The organism is Pseudoalteromonas sp. AOP31-A2-14 (genome assembly GCF_052378035.1).
In the GTDB taxonomy this organism is placed as follows: domain Bacteria; phylum Pseudomonadota; class Gammaproteobacteria; order Enterobacterales; family Alteromonadaceae; genus Pseudoalteromonas.
Genome location: NZ_JBQSXI010000003.1, coordinates 82,675 through 102,459 on the forward strand (window position 1 = coordinate 82,675; position 19,785 = coordinate 102,459).

The window sequence follows — 19,785 nt, forward strand, 5'->3', positions numbered from 1 at the left end:
CAAAGTATGGCAAATTATGAGGTTAACAACCCCTTAAACTTAATTTAATTCCTATGGCTATAAAAAACGAACTATCAATTCTTACCAAAGCTGAGCAGCTTGATCTATATTCTCCGCCGCTATTATCACTTGAACAACAACGATTGTATTTTACGCCAAACGAGATCGAGTTAACAGAGTTGAAAAGTATTCGCCTAAGGAACCACCGATGCTATTTCATTGCGTTATTAGGGTATTTTAAGTCTAAGCCTGTGATTCTTTCACCTAGCTTTAACCTCATCTTTGACGATATGCAGTTTATTTCAACGCAAGTTCAAGGAGGCAAAGGGATCAGGCCTTTCAGCATTAATAAGATGCAGCGTGACCGTATATATCAAAGAATACTGAGGTTATTAAACTATCAGAAATGGGACGAAAGTCTGCACTTTGCGCCGCTGTACGAACATCTTGTTATGGTCGGCAAAGCTTGGCTTGAGCCTCGTTATCTATTCGATGCAGCCGCTGAATATCTAGCAACGCATAGAATTGCCATCCCTAAATATACTGTCTTACAAAAGCTTATCAGTCGTGTTATCCAACAGGTCAAGAAGGCGTTAAATAATAAGCTTCGTATTCATGTTTCATCTGAACTACACGGATTTCTAAATACTATTATCGATGACAAAGATGGGCTCTCCTTAAGCCAGCTTCGAGCCGGTGCAAAAAGCGTTATGGTGACAGAGCTAAAAAAAGAACTGACGGTGTATCATCAGTTACAGCCTTATACAAGACAGATTGATAATGCTGTTAAGGGCTTAGCCTTATCGTCTAAAAACCAACAACACTTCGGTGAAATGGTGGATTATTATGGCAGTAAACTAAAACGCTTTAAGCGTCCACAGCAACACCTATGGTTGCTGTGTTTTCTGACTCAACGCATACGGCAAAGCCTAGAGCGATTGGCTGATGGGTTTATTCATCATATCCGTAAACAACAAGAAGCTGCGCATGCGTTTGCCCAACAGGCAGTGTTTGACTCATGGAGGTCAGCTGCAGACAATGTCACCAAAGCCGCAGAATTACTGCATCTGTTTGTTGATGACAGTATCGACGATAATCAACCATTTGCAACGGTTAGGCAACAAGCATTAAGTGTAATGAATAACCAAGATATAGAAACGCTATGCCTGTACTTAAAAAAGCAAAAACGCACGGTAGAAGAATATCAATGGCAATATTATGATGATCAAAACGGGTTAATTGAGCAGTTATTAAGGCCCGTGTTTCTATGTCTTGAATGCCAAGCAGGTAAAGGCTCAGAAGCATTAGTGACCTAAAGTATCCCCAAAATTAGCCTTTATATATCAATGAACTAATAGTGTTAAAAAATATGGGTAGTGAGGGAACATTCATGGTGTTTTGTGATCTTATGAATCGCTTAAAAACAACAGAACTAAACACCATGAATGCGTCTACTATTTTGCACAATATGCTCCGCGCTGTCACCCCTAACTCTATTCATAAAGCCAGATTTAATACTCTAGTCGCTGCCGTTAAATCTCTTTTGCACTGTCAGCAATGCACCTTGACATCTATTGGTCGCAATTTGGATTCAAAAACAACTGAAAAACATGATATTAAGCGTATTGATCGACTACTCAATAACCACGAGCTTTTGCGTGAATCGACATCGGTTTATGTTCGCTTAAGCCGTTTTGTGGTCACTGAAAAGCATCCCGTCATATTGGTTGATTGGAGTCATGCAGATACACAAACCAAATACTGTATTCTGCGTGCTAGCATTGTCAGTGAAGGTCGCTCTTTGACCTTATACCAGGAAAGTGCATTCAGCTTTCAATATCATTGCCCAAAAGTACAAAAACGGTTCTTGAAGATGCTCAAACTGATCTTGCCGAGTGATTGTCGGCCCGTTATTGTTACGGATGCGGGCTTTAAAGTTCCTTGGCTCAAAGCCGTGCGAAACAATGACTGGCATTATATTAGCCGAGTTCGAGGTACGGCACACTTGAAAACGCAGGGCAGCGATGAGTTTGTTCCATGCCAGTCACTATTCAAGAGCAATCAACGTAAGAGCCAGTATCTTGGCGCGACCGAGCTGACCAAAAGTGCAAAATATCAAACGCATGCAGTGTTGGTTGGCAAGGGACATAAGTTATTAAAAAGAGATAAAGAACGCGGTTATAAAGAGCCTTGGCTACTCGTTTCTTCACTTCCAAAAAGGCACCATTTTCTCGAAAAAGTGCTCAAGCTATATGGTATGAGAATGCAGATAGAGGCAGGGTTTCGAGATCAAAAAAGTGTTAGATTCGGCTTAGGCTCAGATCTGCACAGAACGAACAAACTCAATCGATTAGACATACTTTTACTGCTCGCAACTCTGGTTCATTGGTTCTCAATGATGCTGGGGGCAGTGATAGACAAAGCAGGAAAGACAGGCGCTTTTCAAGCTAATTCAACCAAAAAAAGACGAGTAGTGTCATGGGCATTTGTTGGGCTGCGATACTTCAAAAAACAGTCCATTAAACTGCGACGGCGAGATTATTTGGAAGGGCTAGCCTATTTCGTACAGGTGGTAGTGAAACTCGATTGGAAAAATATGGATGTGAGTGATGTAATTGAAACTTAATGATTATTTCTGGGGATCCCTTAGATTAGTGACCCAGCTCAAAACCACAAAAACAGAACTATTAGCAGGTAATACATTGCAAACAATGGATAGTACACTTATCCAACAAAAACATCGTCCATGGTTAATTAACAAGGATGTTGTTCATCCACAGCGATACGAATGGTTGCTTTACCGTCAACTGGCTTCTCGGCTTAATGGTCGAATTTACTTATCAAACGTCACTAAATATCGTGCGCTAGAAGACGACTTAATTGCATCGTCAATACAGCCTGATCTATTGGCATCATCAACATTGGAAAAGCTAAAGCAGCCGATTCAGAAGCTACTGCAAGTAAAACAAATACGCTTAACAACATCCCTAGAAGATGTTGCTCGTCACATTGATAATGGTGATAACCGCAATGTGATCATGAAGAGCCGAAGTGGCACACGATGGCGACTGCCAGTTAAAGGCTCCCAATCACTTGTCAACAACCCTTTCTTTAAACAAATGATCCCCGTCAGTATTGCTGATGTGTTGCGTTATGTTGAACAAGAAACCAACTTTATGCAATGCTTCGCACACGTGCTGCCAATACAAAAACAAGTAGGCGCCAATCAGGATGATTTATTGGCTATTCTAATTGCGAATGCGACACATCGCGGCGTATATGGGATGGCACAAATATCTGATCGCAGTTATGAGCATCTAAGCACTATACAAGCTAATTATATTAGGCCTGAAACCTTGCAAGAGGCTAGTGATATCATCAATAACGCAGTAGCGGCACTCCCTATTTTCCGCCACTATCACATCCAAGAAGACGTCCTGCACGCCAGTACCGATGGGCAAAAATTTGAAACTCACCTTGAGACTTTTAAAACTCGCTACTCCTCGAAATACTTCGGCACCAACAAAGGTATTACGGCCATGACGTTAGTTGCCAATCATAGTGCGTTAAATGCCCGTATCATAGGATCTAATGAGCATGAGTCCCATTATATTTACGACTTACTACAATCTAATACTAGTGATCTTAAGCCAGATGTCCTCTCAACCGACACCCATGGTGTTAATCATGTTAATTATGCCTTATTGGATTTATGCGGTTATAGTTTTGCGCCTAGGTATGCTCAGTTCACCAGTGTGATCAATGACCTATTTAACGTAACTGAAAGCGACGACGGAAACACGCATCTGGCGCTGAAAAAGCCGATAAAAATGAATGTGATTGAAGAAGGCTGGCAGGATATTCAGCGTATTGTGTTATCCCTTCAAGAAAAACGCACAACACAGGCATTGCTAGTACGCAAATTATCTGGTTATCCATCTAGACACCCTATATTACAAGCATTAACGGAATATAATAGGCTCATCAAAGCCCAATATTTACTTGATTATATTGATGATGCAAGTCTGCGCCAATATGTTCAACGAGCACTGAACCGAGGCGAAGCCTGGCATTTCCTCAGGCGAGCTATTGCATCGGTCAATCGTGACCAGTTCCGTGGAAAAAACGAATCAGAAATAGTCGTCTGGAACGAGTGTGCCCGTTTGACGGCAAATGCTATTATCTACTTTAACTCGATGATCCTAAGTCATCTATTACTGCACTTTGAAGAAGTTGGTGACGAGGAAAAAGCAGCAATAACTCGACAAGTATCACCCGTTGCATGGCAGAACATTAATCTGAGCGGCACTTATCAGTTCGCTAGTAACCGCAAACTACCTGATTTACAGGAAATAACTAGGCCTATTGTTGAAAATGAAGTCTAAAATGAAAGGTAACCCAGCTCCACAAGCCATTAACTGCGAGGGTTGTGGCGATTTATGTTACTTTAGAGGGGAAAATCCCTAGAACCCCTATATCGTGCTCCAACCAAGGAAGCTGCTGAGTTAGCACTTGATGAACTTGAGGCTAAATGGGGTAACTCTTACCCGCTTGTGATTAACTCCTGGCGCAATAAATGGCATAACTTATCAGCTTACTTCAAGTATCCTGAACATATTCGTAAAGTCATTTATACGACGAATGCTGTGGAGGCTGTGCATCGTCAATTTAGAAAGCTAACGAAAACGAAAGGCGCTTTTCCAAACGAAAACAGCTTGTTGAAATTACTTTATGCTGGCATATTAAACGCCACTGAGAAATGGACCATGCCAATCCACAATTGGAGCTTGTGTTTATCTCAGCTGGCCATTTATTTTGAAGGACGTTTAGATAGCGTACTCGACATTTAAAAATTTAAGCTGACACAGAATTTTGAACGCCCTCTGTGTTGGTTATAAAATAGGCTTAAGGTTCATTTCGAGGGGATGGGCACAAAACCCCAATATGACCCCACTTTAACAGCCCTAGCCCACTTGTTATTGTTAAGAAATAATGTAGTCTATATTGCATAAAATATTATATGGTTTATGCAATTATATAAATGTTGAGACAAATATTAGTAGATACCGACATAGAATCGCTTCTAAACACGGCTTGTACGGGAAAGTATGAACTTAAAGATAGGTATCTAATAACTCAGCTTGCTTACGTTCCCTTGTCGCTTTCAGAGCATAATTTATTAAAGCTGCATCAGTTAATGAATGATAAGGGTGAAGTGTATCGCAAGTGGGTTTTACCAGCGGCCTACAGTCGAAATAAAAAAGACCGCATTATCGAAGTGCCAGAAGCTTTCTGCCAAGCTATTGAAAATTACCTCGATTGGTACGAGCAACAAAAAGTGCCTGCGAAGTATAGACATAACTTAGGCACTTACAGAGGGTTTAGTGAATACGCACCAGCTTTGCTTAATGATCGACTTAATGAGTATGCAATGAGTGAACGTGAAGTTAAGGGTGGTATTAATAAACAGCCAACCAACCTAAGAACTAAAGTAAACGCATTACTTAAAAAAGCTGGTTTAGAATGGGCCACAGCTAAAACATTTGAAGATTCGTTAATAATTCACTTAGCTAGAAATGTTGACCATGGTGTTGTAGCTGATTTATTTGGCTATGCATCAAGGCAAGTAGTAACAGACAAATATAATGGTAACTTGTTGCAAATATCAGAGGCTATTAATAATGTCTACTCAAGAATAAAAGTAACAGGGTATTAAGGTGTATTTCAGAATTTATTGTGCGTCAGAAACAAGTGAGCCACCCCAATTGGGATGGCTCTTAAACTCGCTACCTGTTGTCAATACTCATAGAGCGTAAGAGGACAGGGCTATCGCAACAAGAGGCAATGCCTCAGTTGTTGTAATAATACCTAATAAATTTAATAAGGGCAAATAATTTGGAGCTTGCAGAAATAAAAAAGGGTCTATCTACGGAAAAGCTTGAAACGTATCGTCAAGTATTCTCCTGTAAATCTGACCATGAATTAATAGCTATTTATATGTCAATGCAGAGCATTATGAGCCATTTTTTCACAGTTGTTCAACTACTTGAAGTTACTTTAAGAAATTCAATACACCAGTGTGCGACAGAGCAGTTTGATGATCCAGAATGGTTCAAAACAAAAACAATTAGCGATAAATCAAAAAATCAAGTGGCCCAAGCTGAGCAACAGTGCTTAGATGAAGTGGGAGCTAAATACACAACAAATGATCTAGTATCGCGGCTACCATTTGGGTTCTGGGTTCACATGCTATCGAAAGACTATAATAACTCAAGAGATAGAGAGCATAACTTGTGGCAATTCAAATTTAACCAATGCTTTCCCAACGCCAAAGCAAGTAAGGTTTCCTTGAATACAATTTTTCAAAATTTTGGTACTTTAAATAAATTTAGAAATAGATTGTTTCACCACGAGCCAGCTTGGAAAGGACGCTCTACTAGAAGTAGGGAGCAGGCAATAAATAACATAATCAAAAAATATCAGGAGCATTTAGAAGTAATTAGGTATTTGTCCTCAAGTAAGTATCAGTTAATAACCGCGCTAGGGTTCGAGGATAGATTTTTATCGGAATGTGATATTGCTAACTTAAAAACATTTGAGGATATATTGTTACCATCGGAAACTCAAAATGATTAGCTTTAAAAATATTTTCACAGAGTTATTAAATGACACATAGCAAAACAAAAACTAGCTTATATAGGCGAGCTTACGTGACTTGGCTGATTAGCGCAGGCGTTAATACTGTGCCAGCAATTATGGAAGCTACAGGAATGCCAAGGCGAACAGCTCAAGACACATTAGCAGCAATTCCTGAGCTTTCTATAGCGCTTGAAAACAAAGGCGGTTCGTACTCGGTTGTAGATTGGGGAATATTGAATAAAAATTGGCTAAAAAACAACTTGGAGCACGTTAAAGACGTGCTATTATATCCATAAGTTAAGAAGTCTTGGAATAACAGGAAAATGGTTATGAGTAATGAGAAACAGATTATTGCTGAAGTAGCTAAATTCAGTGATTTAAATGCTGCATTTAAAGCAGTAGAAGCGAATATTGTTGAACTGGGTGAAGAAAGAGTAAGTTGGGATGGTGACACCTCTCAAGAAGCTGTTATCAAAAACAAAAGGCTTGTTGAATATTATAACAAACAAAGATTGCAGTTGCTTGAGCTTGAGCCGTCATTAGCAGAATCTTCAGTTATTAATTAACACGTTGTAATACAGATGGTACTGAACCATTTGTCCTTCCCTTATTGTCGATGTCACTTACATTTAAGTAATAAATCAAGGAATGAGAGTTTATGTTATCTAAAATAAAGGAATTTTTTCTTCAAAAATCTAAAAATTTAATCTATGAACCACTTGTTGATAGAGTGGAAACCGAAACTGTAGGTTTTCGATTACCGCACCAAGGGGCAACTACTGATTATTATTTGTATTCTTCAAATATCTATATTGGACAGCTTAGAACAGAACTATGGGCAGATAGTGACTTAATCCTAGTACATAGTATTAAAGCATCTACTGTTGGGATCAAATATGGTAGCTCAATGGTTCGCTGGTTAGTCGATAACACAAGCCAGGTTATTCAACCAGTCCATGTTATAGGTGGAGGAATAGGATTTTGGTGCAAGCAAAAACAACGTTGGCCAAATAGAGTTGTTGATCAAGATATTCGCTCATCGGAATATGATTATTTATTGGAAGAGCGCAAAAGAAAAATATTGGAATGAGGGAGAAAATCATTGTGGATAGCTTAACAAATGAAGGTGTTACGGCTAAATTAACTGGTTTTGGCGCTTTATTTGTCTTCGCAGGCTGCGCCAAGGCCGCCCTATCTAAACAGTTGGAATACAGAGGAAATGAATGTGAAGCTTATGAATTTATTAGAAAATTTTGTTTCTGCAATGAAGTGGCTAGGCGTGTTAGCTGCATCATTTAACTATCAAGATGACAGATGGGTTGCCATGTGCTTATCCGTAGCTGTATTAGGCTTGGTAATTGATAAATTATTACGAGTGTTGGCTAATTCAAAAATTAATGCGCTTAATAATGCCAGAAGTCGAGAATGGTCTTACTTGAATGTTATTCGCCTTAAAAACGAGAAGGGTGAGGTTGTTGATCCTGCTTTACTAAATCAGTCGAAATCAGCCACCAAGGAAGCCGATGAATTATACAAGGAAATATATGGTTTTTATCGTCCTGATACTGCGATAAAAAAACATCAAAATTGTTAGATTGGAATGCATAGGGTATTTATTCGAAAGAAAAAGCGATAGGTTATCAGCCACTTCAATTGATTACAAAGAATGCTATGTACCAAAGATTTGGACAGACAGGTTCCGGTGACGGGTTTCTCTATCACCTTCTAATTAATCTTCCTAGTACAACCTTATGGTAGTGTTAACACTATAATAAAACCTATAGTTACTTTATTAAATGATTAAAGGGCAATCATTGTCGCATCAAAATGACGGATGAATTCTTCATCGTGGCTTGACATAATAATAATATGGCCAGCTTGATGATTGTTTTTTATGTGTTTTATTAATACCTTATGACTTTCGGCATCCAAACCATTCGTTGGTTCATCCAAAATAATGACGGATGCGTCGATTGTCAATGCGACAAGTAAAAATACTTTCTTTTTAGTACCAAATGACAATGCATGAAAGGGAGTGTAAAGATGTTTTACTAAATTAAATTCATTAAAAAGTGTTGATTCATGTAAATTATATGATAAGCCTTTTATTTTTTTCATTAACTTAAGAAATTCTTTGATAGTAATAAAATGATAGAAATCAGGTTTATCAGGAACAAAAGTACCATTTTTTATAATATTTAATGGCTGTTTTACTCCTATAATACTGCAACTGACCTCACCAGTATCCGGTGATGTTAGTGTGCTTGCAATTGATAAAAGAGTTGATTTACCAACACCATTCCGCCCAGTGATCACAGTCACGCCAGGACGAAATATATAATTAAAGTTTCTAATCACTTTTTTCTTGCCAAAAGTAATAGAAGCATTTTTTATCTCTAAAAATTCCATATTATTAACCATACTATTAAGACAAAGGACAAGAAAAGGTATACTTTCCTATATCGGTTATTAATCGTTGACAGAAAGCAACAGATAGCTAACACAGGTATCGGGAATAAAATAAGCGGCACAAATTGAAACCATTCAAGTGCTATGGGGAAGAAATAAAGCGAAAAAATTTGGACGAGCTCAAATACTATTAAGGTAAATACAAAATCATGAATAACCTCCGATGAACGTGGTGATATTGAGGTTAGAAAATTGCTGAATTTGCTTCTTTCAAGATTTAACTTAGCATAAATATATGACAACAAATATAGCACAGACGAAGTGTACAGGTATAATATCCTAGTACTTTCTCCTTTGGTTGATAATAATGAATGGTAAAAAATTCCATAAAGAAAGGCTAGAGTGCAAACGATGCCAACAGATGCTTGCAAATTCCCCCTTAACATTATGCCAACTCGTAAAGTTTGAGGGCCGAAAATGAAACTATGAAAAATTTTAGGGGTAAGGGTATTTTTTACGAAACGGAAAAATTTAATTTTGTTGGTACTGATACCTGTATCATATATTTTAGAAAGAACAAAAATTTGTAATAAAATATTTAACACCGAAATAAAAATCACATTGCTTAAATAGGCATATATCACTAACTGCCCAAACAATATTGGCAGTAACACATATTTTTTTTCATGCATCAGAGATAAAGTTACGGGAATATTGAGCGTAATAAATAAAATTTTAAGAATGATAACAAGAGCAATATCGGTTGATGATAATAGCAGCCCCGTTAAAACCCAAACTAAAACAAACCAATTGGTAATGGTGAAGAATACAGCCCTTGCAATAGAAATCGACAGACGATCAAAAATACTGGGCATATAATTTGTGTTATATGCAATCGGTAGTATCTTAACTTGAATAAGATAACTGAATAACAATACACTATTAAAAACTATAATTGAGAACAATGATGATAATTGTGATGTAATTAACAAGGCATCAGAAGTATTGGATAACAAGCGAAAAAAACTTTGAACATCTCGAGGTATCAATACTCCAAGTATGAAAATTATAAAGATTCCCCTGCTTATTTTTTTCAATAACAAGTTGCTTTTATATTGCTTCAGATCATTGCTAAGGACATACATCCATTTATTGGCCATATTAATTTAATCGTTATTTTTATTGTGAATTTGAGTAAGCTTTTGCGCTAAATATTATAGTATTAATTCATGAAAGTATAAACTTCCAGCCTTGCGAAACAGGCAGTGCACGAGTAAACTTTGATAAAGATGTAACCTAATAAAAATACTCTATAAAAGAGTCATCATATCAGGCTAATACAAATTCATAGGTTGTATCTTAAGAAAATTAACACCTGTTAATGATCAAATAGTTACGCCAATAAAAACATGATCAAAAACAGAACTACATTAGATTAACCAAGTTATGCGCTAATTAAAAGCTTTTTGAATCGCCCCGAGTTCATCGGAGACCAGTTTGTTTAAGTCAGGCCACTTTACCTGACTCGTTTAAATTATCATAGTAGTCTGTTTCATATTGAGCTGGTGAAATATACCCAATTGAAGATAATAAGCGTTGATTATTAAACCAATTGACCCACTCTAACGTTGCGTATTCAACAGCATCAACATTCTTCCACGGACCATTTCTGCGAATAATCTCTGTTTTAAATAATCCATTTATTGTTTCAGCCAATGCATTGTCATAAGAGTCACCCACACTGCCTACAGACGCTTGAATTCCAGCTTCAGCAAGTCGCTCAGTGTATCGTATAGACAAATATTGGCTGCCTCTGTCGCTGTGGTGAATTAACCCTTCGGGGTTGCCACGATGCCAAATAGCTTGCTCTAACGCATCAAGAATAAGCTCTGTGTGCATTGTCGTTGATACACGCCAACCTACAATGTATCGTGAAAAAACATCTATCACGAAAGCGACATAAACAAACCCACTCCATGTGGCAACATAGGTGATGTCAGCTACCCAAAGTTGATTTGGCTGCTCAGCAGTAAATTGACGATTAACTAAATCAAGTGGCTTATCTTGTTGCTCGTCAGGTATCGTTGTCTTATGTGCTTTACCCCGACGAACACCTTGAATTCCCATAACTCGCATCAATCGTTCGACTGTACAGCGGGCGACTTGATGGTCGTCAAGCTGTAGCTGCTTCCATATTTTTCTTGCACCATAAACTGACATATTATCCTCCCACACTTCGCGAATGAGTATTATCAGCTCAGCATCACGCTTTTTGCGGTTAGACAGTCGCTCAGGCTCTCTTTGTATCTGTTTATGAGAATAATACGTTGATGGTGCAATCGGCAATTCCTTGCAAATTGACTCGACACCGTAATGCTCTCTACAAGCATCAATAAAATCCACTATTACTTCTGTTTGCGGTCGAGCTCCGCTTGGGCGAAAAAAGCGGCAGCTTGCCTCAGGATATCATTCGTTCGCTTGAGCTCTTTATTCTCGCGCTCTAAGACGGCAAGGCGTTCTTCAGTTGATTGCGTATTAGAAGAGGGTTTAGACGGTTGAGCTTGAGATTTCTTGACCCATGCTCTAAGTGTTTCTGGGGTACATCCCAGTTTATCTGAAATCGATACTAGCGCAGCCCAAAGAGAAGGGTATTCATGCTGTTGTGTGGTAACAAGCCTAATTGCACGTTCACGAAATTCTGATGTATAGCGATTTGATTTTTTCATAGTTCCAGTTTCTCAAGTTATTGAGTCTCTGGCAAACACGGGGCGATTCATTTATCTCTGAAAAGCACCATCAGTACTTGTCGATTGGATCTTTACTCAAAACGGTATTTAAAAGGTTGTCTTGTCTGTAACATGCTAATTTATAAGACATACATCAGAGCCTGCGAACACAAGCGGGTTGTGCTGTGGTTATAAACAGTTTCATAATCAAATTCGTAAACCTGCATTAACTGAAATTAGTCCTAGAGCTTTTCATACAAGCGATGTCAGTGTGATAATATAATGCGTCTAACGTAATTACTGTCTCTTACGGCGGGTATTTCATTCGTCTTACTGCCGACTGTTTTATGAAATAACATTAACCTAGCTTCACAGTCGAACATAGAAATAAAGTGTAACTTATATTTACTTGCACAACCACGGCGGGATCGCACTTTGTAAAAAGGCTTTAACACCCAGCTCTTTTCTGATCTAATAAGGGGTTCTAGGGATTTTCCCCTCTAAAGTAACATAAATCGCCATACTCACCATATTTAAAGGCATACAAAGGTGGGTTACTTCTCCAAAGTATGGCAAATTATGAGGTTAACAACCCCTTAAACTTAATTTAATTCCTATGGCTATAAAAAACGAACTATCAATTCTTACCAAAGCTGAGCAGCTTGATCTATATTCTCCGCCGCTATTATCACTTGAACAACAACGATTGTATTTTACGCCAAACGAGATCGAGTTAACAGAGTTGAAAAGTATTCGCCTAAGGAACCACCGATGCTATTTCATTGCGTTATTAGGGTATTTTAAGTCTAAGCCTGTGATTCTTTCACCTAGCTTTAACCTCATCTTTGACGATATGCAGTTTATTTCAACGCAAGTTCAAGGAGGCAAAGGGATCAGGCCTTTCAGCATTAATAAGATGCAGCGTGACCGTATATATCAAAGAATACTGAGGTTATTAAACTATCAGAAATGGGACGAAAGTCTGCACTTTGCGCCGCTGTACGAACATCTTGTTATGGTCGGCAAAGCTTGGCTTGAGCCTCGTTATCTATTCGATGCAGCCGCTGAATATCTAGCAACGCATAGAATTGCCATCCCTAAATATACTGTCTTACAAAAGCTTATCAGTCGTGTTATCCAACAGGTCAAGAAGGCGTTAAATAATAAGCTTCGTATTCATGTTTCATCTGAACTACACGGATTTCTAAATACTATTATCGATGACAAAGATGGGCTCTCCTTAAGCCAGCTTCGAGCCGGTGCAAAAAGCGTTATGGTGACAGAGCTAAAAAAAGAACTGACGGTGTATCATCAGTTACAGCCTTATACAAGACAGATTGATAATGCTGTTAAGGGCTTAGCCTTATCGTCTAAAAACCAACAACACTTCGGTGAAATGGTGGATTATTATGGCAGTAAACTAAAACGCTTTAAGCGTCCACAGCAACACCTATGGTTGCTGTGTTTTCTGACTCAACGCATACGGCAAAGCCTAGAGCGATTGGCTGATGGGTTTATTCATCATATCCGTAAACAACAAGAAGCTGCGCATGCGTTTGCCCAACAGGCAGTGTTTGACTCATGGAGGTCAGCTGCAGACAATGTCACCAAAGCCGCAGAATTACTGCATCTGTTTGTTGATGACAGTATCGACGATAATCAACCATTTGCAACGGTTAGGCAACAAGCATTAAGTGTAATGAATAACCAAGATATAGAAACGCTATGCCTGTACTTAAAAAAGCAAAAACGCACGGTAGAAGAATATCAATGGCAATATTATGATGATCAAAACGGGTTAATTGAGCAGTTATTAAGGCCCGTGTTTCTATGTCTTGAATGCCAAGCAGGTAAAGGCTCAGAAGCATTAGTGACCCAGCTCAAAACCACAAAAACAGAACTATTAGCAGGTAATACATTGCAAACAATGGATAGTACACTTATCCAACAAAAACATCGTCCATGGTTAATTAACAAGGATGTTGTTCATCCACAGCGATACGAATGGTTGCTTTACCGTCAACTGGCTTCTCGGCTTAATGGTCGAATTTACTTATCAAACGTCACTAAATATCGTGCGCTAGAAGACGACTTAATTGCATCGTCAATACAGCCTGATCTATTGGCATCATCAACATTGGAAAAGCTAAAGCAGCCGATTCAGAAGCTACTGCAAGTAAAACAAATACGCTTAACAACATCCCTAGAAGATGTTGCTCGTCACATTGATAATGGTGATAACCGCAATGTGATCATGAAGAGCCGAAGTGGCACACGATGGCGACTGCCAGTTAAAGGCTCCCAATCACTTGTCAACAACCCTTTCTTTAAACAAATGATCCCCGTCAGTATTGCTGATGTGTTGCGTTATGTTGAACAAGAAACCAACTTTATGCAATGCTTCGCACACGTGCTGCCAATACAAAAACAAGTAGGCGCCAATCAGGATGATTTATTGGCTATTCTAATTGCGAATGCGACACATCGCGGCGTATATGGGATGGCACAAATATCTGATCGCAGTTATGAGCATCTAAGCACTATACAAGCTAATTATATTAGGCCTGAAACCTTGCAAGAGGCTAGTGATATCATCAATAACGCAGTAGCGGCACTCCCTATTTTCCGCCACTATCACATCCAAGAAGACGTCCTGCACGCCAGTACCGATGGGCAAAAATTTGAAACTCACCTTGAGACTTTTAAAACTCGCTACTCCTCGAAATACTTCGGCACCAACAAAGGTATTACGGCCATGACGTTAGTTGCCAATCATAGTGCGTTAAATGCCCGTATCATAGGATCTAATGAGCATGAGTCCCATTATATTTACGACTTACTACAATCTAATACTAGTGATCTTAAGCCAGATGTCCTCTCAACCGACACCCATGGTGTTAATCATGTTAATTATGCCTTATTGGATTTATGCGGTTATAGTTTTGCGCCTAGGTATGCTCAGTTCACCAGTGTGATCAATGACCTATTTAACGTAACTGAAAGCGACGACGGAAACACGCATCTGGCGCTGAAAAAGCCGATAAAAATGAATGTGATTGAAGAAGGCTGGCAGGATATTCAGCGTATTGTGTTATCCCTTCAAGAAAAACGCACAACACAGGCATTGCTAGTACGCAAATTATCTGGTTATCCATCTAGACACCCTATATTACAAGCATTAACGGAATATAATAGGCTCATCAAAGCCCAATATTTACTTGATTATATTGATGATGCAAGTCTGCGCCAATATGTTCAACGAGCACTGAACCGAGGCGAAGCCTGGCATTTCCTCAGGCGAGCTATTGCATCGGTCAATCGTGACCAGTTCCGTGGAAAAAACGAATCAGAAATAGTCGTCTGGAACGAGTGTGCCCGTTTGACGGCAAATGCTATTATCTACTTTAACTCGATGATCCTAAGTCATCTATTACTGCACTTTGAAGAAGTTGGTGACGAGGAAAAAGCAGCAATAACTCGACAAGTATCACCCGTTGCATGGCAGAACATTAATCTGAGCGGCACTTATCAGTTCGCTAGTAACCGCAAACTACCTGATTTACAGGAAATAACTAGGCCTATTGTTGAAAATGAAGTCTAAAATGAAAGGTAACCCAGCTCCACAAGCCATTAACTGCGAGGGTTGTGGCGATTTATGTTACTTTAGAGGGGAAAATCCCTAGAACCCCTATATAGCGGCAACCCATATTGATATTTGGCGCTGATGATTTGACTCAGCAAACTACTGGTGGCAATGCCTTTAGGAATGGGTGTTGTTGGAACAGGTACAACTTTTATAGAATTTTCTGTGCCAGTTTGCTCACACCTTTTACAGGCATATTTCGGTCGAACTGTCTCTATCACTTTGATGTACGCAGGAACAAACTCAAGTTTTTCACTACGAGCTTCACCAATTTTATGCAGCTTACCTTGGCAACAATCACACACTTGTTCATCAATGGACACATCAATTGTCACCACTTTTCGAGGTAATTCTTTTGGCAGTGGCTTGCGCGTCGGTTTGTTTTTAATTGTGACCTTACTGTGACTATCAGCCGCAGCTAATAACGTTTTATCGGCCTCATCAATGATTTCTTCCGCTTCATTGAAGGTTTCCCTCGCACCCGGGAGTTGCTCGGAGCTTTTACCAAACTGTTTACGCTTGGCAATTTCATAGCGTTCAATAAACTGATTAATTTGAATGGCTTGTTCACTGATGATTTTATCTTTTTTCGCTAACTCTTGGGTAGTTTTAGCCTACAACTCAAGCAACATTTGCTTGAGTTGTTCTGGGTCGTCAGGGAGTGAGTGTGTATCAATTTTCATCCATCGAGTTTAGCAAGAATAGACAGATGATTCTGCTTTGTAACGCATATAAAATATGGACTTGCGACACGATCGTTGACTGATAAAAGATCGAGTTAAATCGGTGATTGATAGTGCAGCGGTTCATGGCCAAGCACGTCATATCCAGATAACAACCAACTCAGTTGTTGATAGGTTAATTCAAATTCCTGGGTCGATAGTTTACTTGGCCATTTGAATTTTTGCTTTTGTCGAGTAGCCAGACCCGATTACTCGAGCCCAGCCCTCTAAGAACGGTACGTGCGAGTTTCCCCGCATACCGCTCAAGTCGTTATAACGCCATGTAGGATGGCGCAGCAGTATTTTGACTCCTATGAATGCTGTTATGGCAATAAGGATGAACAACCACGGTATTACTCGCTTTATTATCACCACCTAAGTATAAAGGTACTAGGCGGTGAATATTCCAACCAGTTTTAGCCGTTATTTTTTCTTTGCAATACAAACACTCACCATTTTGACGTGATAATAATCTATGCAGACGTTCTTTGTTGCGAGAATTTACTAACACATCAAGCCGAGATTCAAAGTAAGTTTCATGTGTCGGATCGTAAGGGTTTGCATCGGAATTGATCTTTGGATGTCGCACAATCGGCATTGCTGCTAACCGAAATAAGCCTATTTGTTTATCACCGGTGCAGAATGTCCAATTACGCGGCCCAACAGAGTGGAAGTATCTAGCCCTAATCCAGTATTTTCCTTTTCTAGGATGTCTACGACATGCCCATTTCCAGAGTAGCAACCATATATCAGAGTCAATCTTGCAAAATACTTCCTTTGCGACACTGTGTCGGTGATAATTGCACCAACCTCTTAATATTGGATTAAGCTGAAAGATTAGCCTGTCTTGTCGACTAGAGCGATATTTGGTGATCGTAAGTCTCAACTTATTCATCAGATGTAGAACGCTTTTGCTACTGGGTTTGACCAATAATTTGCCATTATACTTTCTGAGATTTTGACCAAGAAAATCAAAACCCTCTGATATATGCCTAACGTGCGTTTTTTCTGGCGATAATGCCAAACCACGTTGGGACATAAATTCATTAATACAAGGCAATATTGTATCTACCAAAAACGCTTGAGAATGAGCCGTTACAACAAAATCATCGGCATATCTGATTACAGAGACTCTCTTAACATTAGAACGAATTTCACGGTGCTTACCTCTTTTAACACCAGAAGCTTCTTCAATTGTTCCTTGCAGTTGATTCAATACCATATTCATTAACGTCGGCGAGATTATTCCTCCTTGCGGTGTTCCTGCAAGTGTTGGATATACCTTACCAGACTCCATAAAGCCAGCATTCAGCCACTGTGAAAGGATTGGTTTGTCGATGTTTAAGTGCTTTAGCATCCACTCATGGCTGATATTATCGAAGCAACCTTTAATGTCCGCATCAAGCACCCATTCTCCCGCACGTTTGCGACACAATACTTTGAAGCATTGTTCGATCGCATCAGCACAAGACCTTTGTTTTCGAAAACCAAAAGAATTGCCGTCACTGTTTGTCTCCACTTCTGGCTCAACGGCTAGCAAATATAGTGCTTGCATCCCACGATCCAGCATTGTGGGGATACCGAGAGGTCTTTTCTGCCCATTCGACTTTGGAATAAAGACTCGCCTTAATGGACTTGCCTTGTATCCAGAGCGTTTGAGCGATGAGATTGCTCGCCATTTTTTAGTAGCACTTTGCCATGTTTCGCCATCAACACCAGACGTTTTACGCCCTTTGTTCTCCGTTACTTGTTTAACCGCAAGGGCTTTCGCATAAAAGGAATGAGTCAATAACCATTGCAGGCTTTTAACTTTCCCTTTTCTCCCTTGCTTTACTGCTTTCACAATACGCGCTTGCAATGATCCTACGTAGCGCTTTGCAGCCTTCCAATCGATGTTAGACCAGCATTGCGCTTCGTTTATAGGTGCACATTGTTCATAAGAGCAATTCATTTGCATTCCTAAGCTAAAATCTTATTACAAATTTCTTGTGATTAACCACTCGATGGAAGTGGGCTATGCTTTCGCATGATGTCACGTTCAATACATCTATCTTTGCCATTACAGCAAGGCATTCGCTTTCTCCATCGTCCTTTACCCGCATGCCCGTCATTCATTCTTACGAAGAAACTACCTCAACGAGGGAGCATACGGGCTTACCAAGTTCCGCTTTATTCACATAATGGGTTAGTGTCAGTCAATCCGCCGGGGGCACATTAAATTGCGTAACATGAGACTAGAGCATGTTAACTTGTCCACCACACCTTTTGGTTCAAGCTTGTCAGCATCTTTAGCTTGTTTACAATGACGACAGTTACAACTGTTCAGTTAATTACACATACCATTAATTCCTAGGGCCCAACCGCATGATGCTTGCAGTTTGTTCAACATCACTATTGAACTTAAGGCTACATTGTCTTTCGAGCTTCACACCCCACCATTGCTAGTGACGCATATCGAAATAGGAAACCTTCGGCAATACGAAGGGTTGAATCAAAGTTCAACAGTAAACAAAGCGACTTCTTGTCGCACCAAGTCGTTTATACCAAAGCGCGAACCCTGTTTTATCCCAGTATATAATTTTCAGCTTATCTTTGGCCTTGTTACAAAATACAAACAACGTACCGGTATAGGCATCGCGAACAAGCTCATCTTCAACAATACTCACTAAGCCATTAATACTTTTTCGAAAGTCGACAAAATCCCGATGCAGAAAAACCTCTGACGGCTCAACAAACATTTTCATTGAACAAACTCGCGTAGTAATTGGCTTAAATACGTTGCGGAGGTTGTGGCTGGCAAACTCACGTTAGCCTTGCCAACAGTTAACGTGATGGATGATTGTTCATCAACTATTTCGACTTGCTGTGTAATTTTGGCGCGAACGAAATTATTCGATGATAGGCCGAGTTTCTTTCTTACCGCATAAAAGCTAGGGGCTGTTGATCTTTGTAGTACATATATCAATCAGCCCACATTGGTAGCCACATCATAGTAAATGCTAAAGCGAGCATTGAATGATAATTTCGTTCAAGCTTTTCATACCGTATGGCTATCCCTCTATATTGCTTAATACGGCCAAATGCATTCTCAACCAAGTGCCGATATTTGTACATGCACCAGTCAATATCCTCATTACCGAACTACAAAATCAGCTTGCTCTTATGCAGGCTAAGCTTGATGTTTTACAAGAGGATAAGGTTGAAATGCAAGCGCGTATCGACCATTTACTGGCTGAGCTTAAATTAAGTAAATCGCAAAAATACGGCAAGAAAAGTGAAAAAGCCCCGCGAGGTACCTTCAACGAAACTGAGCAGCATAAATCCACAGAGCCGCCCAAACATCATAAAAAAGGTAAGCAAACATTAGCGGCGCATTTGGCTCTACCATTAATTTGGCATATTCAAGTTTCTGCTGTGCACTGAGTGTGGCTTTTGATTTTCTGGTCATATTGATACCTTTTCGGTTTAGCTCATTTTACGCTATAAACCTGTCCAGTTTCATTAGACCATCATAGTTCATAGGTCTGTTGTTTATATGTTTTCATTGTTGCATCTCTTACCAGAGAAAAAGAGATTAGCGTATATTCGGCTGACCGTTTTTTCTACCCGTTCGAGTTATGCACTTATTCTTTGAATCAAAGAAACC

At 39.4% G+C, this 19,785-nt stretch carries 15 protein-coding genes, 6 pseudogenes and 1 other annotated feature; of the genes and pseudogenes, 13 read left to right on the forward strand and 8 right to left on the reverse strand.

The window, feature by feature from the left end; genetic code table 11:
- Window positions 1-53: 53 nt before the first annotated feature.
- From ACT3S9_RS19455 to ACT3S9_RS19500, 10 genes and pseudogenes are all read left to right on the forward strand, one after another.
- Window positions 54-1,313, forward strand: a pseudogene (locus tag ACT3S9_RS19455) (Tn3-like element ISKox2 family transposase); the annotation flags it as partial.
- 95 nt (window positions 1,314-1,408) lie between these two features.
- Window positions 1,409-2,626, forward strand: a complete 1,218-nt coding sequence (locus ACT3S9_RS19460) for an IS4 family transposase (protein ID WP_444750800.1) — start codon at window positions 1,409-1,411, stop codon at window positions 2,624-2,626.
- A 13-nt stretch (window positions 2,627-2,639) separates the two neighbouring features.
- Window positions 2,640-4,385: pseudogene (locus ACT3S9_RS19465) on the forward strand (Tn3-like element ISKox2 family transposase); the annotation flags it as partial.
- 78 nt (window positions 4,386-4,463) lie between these two features.
- Window positions 4,464-4,850, forward strand: a pseudogene (locus ACT3S9_RS19470) (transposase); the annotation flags it as partial.
- 191 nt (window positions 4,851-5,041) lie between these two features.
- Window positions 5,042-5,716 carry a hypothetical protein gene (locus tag ACT3S9_RS19475; protein WP_262977216.1) on the forward strand — a complete coding sequence of 225 codons (675 nt, stop codon included), beginning with the start codon at window positions 5,042-5,044 and terminating at the stop codon, window positions 5,714-5,716.
- A 179-nt stretch (window positions 5,717-5,895) separates the two neighbouring features.
- On the forward strand, window positions 5,896-6,636 hold the full coding sequence (locus ACT3S9_RS19480) for a hypothetical protein (RefSeq protein WP_262977217.1): 741 nt from the start codon (window positions 5,896-5,898) through the stop codon (window positions 6,634-6,636).
- Window positions 6,637-6,665: 29 nt separating this feature from the next.
- Window positions 6,666-6,935: a helix-turn-helix domain-containing protein gene (locus tag ACT3S9_RS19485; RefSeq protein WP_193051375.1), complete on the forward strand. Its 270-nt coding sequence runs from the start codon at window positions 6,666-6,668 to the stop codon at window positions 6,933-6,935.
- Between the two features lie 33 nt (window positions 6,936-6,968).
- A complete protein-coding gene (locus tag ACT3S9_RS19490) occupies window positions 6,969-7,205 on the forward strand; it encodes a hypothetical protein (protein ID WP_193051377.1) in 237 nt (78 codons plus the stop codon).
- Window positions 7,206-7,297: 92 nt separating this feature from the next.
- Window positions 7,298-7,729, forward strand: coding sequence for a hypothetical protein (locus ACT3S9_RS19495; RefSeq protein ID WP_193051379.1), 432 nt, complete (start codon window positions 7,298-7,300; stop codon window positions 7,727-7,729).
- Between the two features lie 135 nt (window positions 7,730-7,864).
- Window positions 7,865-8,233 carry a hypothetical protein gene (locus ACT3S9_RS19500; RefSeq protein WP_444751163.1) on the forward strand — a complete coding sequence of 123 codons (369 nt, stop codon included), beginning with the start codon at window positions 7,865-7,867 and terminating at the stop codon, window positions 8,231-8,233.
- Between the two features lie 206 nt (window positions 8,234-8,439).
- On the opposite strand, the gene ACT3S9_RS19505 is transcribed toward ACT3S9_RS19500, so the two are convergent.
- Window positions 8,440-9,048 carry an ABC transporter ATP-binding protein gene (locus ACT3S9_RS19505; protein WP_175610072.1) on the reverse strand — a complete coding sequence of 203 codons (609 nt, stop codon included), beginning with the start codon at window positions 9,046-9,048 and terminating at the stop codon, window positions 8,440-8,442.
- 741 nt (window positions 9,049-9,789) lie between these two features.
- Between ACT3S9_RS19505 and ACT3S9_RS19510 the strand changes: the two genes are divergently transcribed.
- Window positions 9,790-9,927: a hypothetical protein gene (locus tag ACT3S9_RS19510; RefSeq protein WP_444751164.1), complete on the forward strand. Its 138-nt coding sequence runs from the start codon at window positions 9,790-9,792 to the stop codon at window positions 9,925-9,927.
- A gap of 627 nt (window positions 9,928-10,554) precedes the next feature.
- Here ACT3S9_RS19510 and ACT3S9_RS19515 read toward each other — a convergent pair.
- Both ACT3S9_RS19515 and ACT3S9_RS19520 read right to left on the reverse strand, forming a co-directional pair.
- Window positions 10,555-11,774, reverse strand: a protein-coding gene (locus ACT3S9_RS19515) for an IS3 family transposase (protein ID WP_223230517.1) whose coding sequence is annotated in 2 segments (ribosomal slippage) — window positions 10,555-11,486 and window positions 11,486-11,774 — 1,221 coding nt in all. Because the reading frame shifts where the segments join, the coding sequence is not laid out codon by codon here.
- Window positions 11,380-11,496 (reverse strand) — a sequence feature (AL1L pseudoknot). It overlaps the preceding gene by 117 nt.
- A gap of 302 nt (window positions 11,775-12,076) precedes the next feature.
- Window positions 12,077-12,187: pseudogene (locus tag ACT3S9_RS19520) on the reverse strand (ISAs1-like element ISPsesp1 family transposase); the annotation flags it as partial.
- A gap of 203 nt (window positions 12,188-12,390) precedes the next feature.
- Here ACT3S9_RS19520 and ACT3S9_RS19525 point away from each other — a divergent pair.
- Window positions 12,391-15,375, forward strand: a complete 2,985-nt coding sequence (locus tag ACT3S9_RS19525; protein WP_008126957.1) for a Tn3-like element ISKox2 family transposase — start codon at window positions 12,391-12,393, stop codon at window positions 15,373-15,375.
- A gap of 62 nt (window positions 15,376-15,437) precedes the next feature.
- Here ACT3S9_RS19525 and ACT3S9_RS19530 read toward each other — a convergent pair whose 3' ends face one another.
- From ACT3S9_RS19530 to ACT3S9_RS19550, 5 genes and pseudogenes are all read right to left on the reverse strand, one after another.
- Window positions 15,438-15,752 carry an IS66 family transposase zinc-finger binding domain-containing protein gene (locus ACT3S9_RS19530; protein WP_444751165.1) on the reverse strand — a complete coding sequence of 105 codons (315 nt, stop codon included), beginning with the start codon at window positions 15,750-15,752 and terminating at the stop codon, window positions 15,438-15,440.
- Between the two features lie 9 nt (window positions 15,753-15,761).
- Window positions 15,762-15,995, reverse strand: a pseudogene (locus ACT3S9_RS19535) (transposase domain-containing protein); the annotation flags it as partial.
- A gap of 415 nt (window positions 15,996-16,410) precedes the next feature.
- Window positions 16,411-18,090 (reverse strand): group II intron reverse transcriptase/maturase, encoded by a 1,680-nt coding sequence (ltrA, locus tag ACT3S9_RS19540; RefSeq protein WP_193051351.1) that lies wholly within the window; start codon window positions 18,088-18,090, stop codon window positions 16,411-16,413.
- A 547-nt stretch (window positions 18,091-18,637) separates the two neighbouring features.
- Window positions 18,638-18,883: an IS66 family insertion sequence element accessory protein TnpB gene (tnpB, locus tag ACT3S9_RS19545; RefSeq protein WP_193051349.1), complete on the reverse strand. Its 246-nt coding sequence runs from the start codon at window positions 18,881-18,883 to the stop codon at window positions 18,638-18,640.
- 217 nt (window positions 18,884-19,100) lie between these two features.
- A pseudogene (locus ACT3S9_RS19550) lies at window positions 19,101-19,271 on the reverse strand (transposase); the annotation flags it as partial.
- A 30-nt stretch (window positions 19,272-19,301) separates the two neighbouring features.
- On the opposite strand from ACT3S9_RS19550, the gene ACT3S9_RS19555 reads away from it, so the two are divergent.
- Window positions 19,302-19,562: a hypothetical protein gene (locus ACT3S9_RS19555; RefSeq protein WP_443490314.1), complete on the forward strand. Its 261-nt coding sequence runs from the start codon at window positions 19,302-19,304 to the stop codon at window positions 19,560-19,562.
- Window positions 19,563-19,785: the final 223 nt, after the last annotated feature.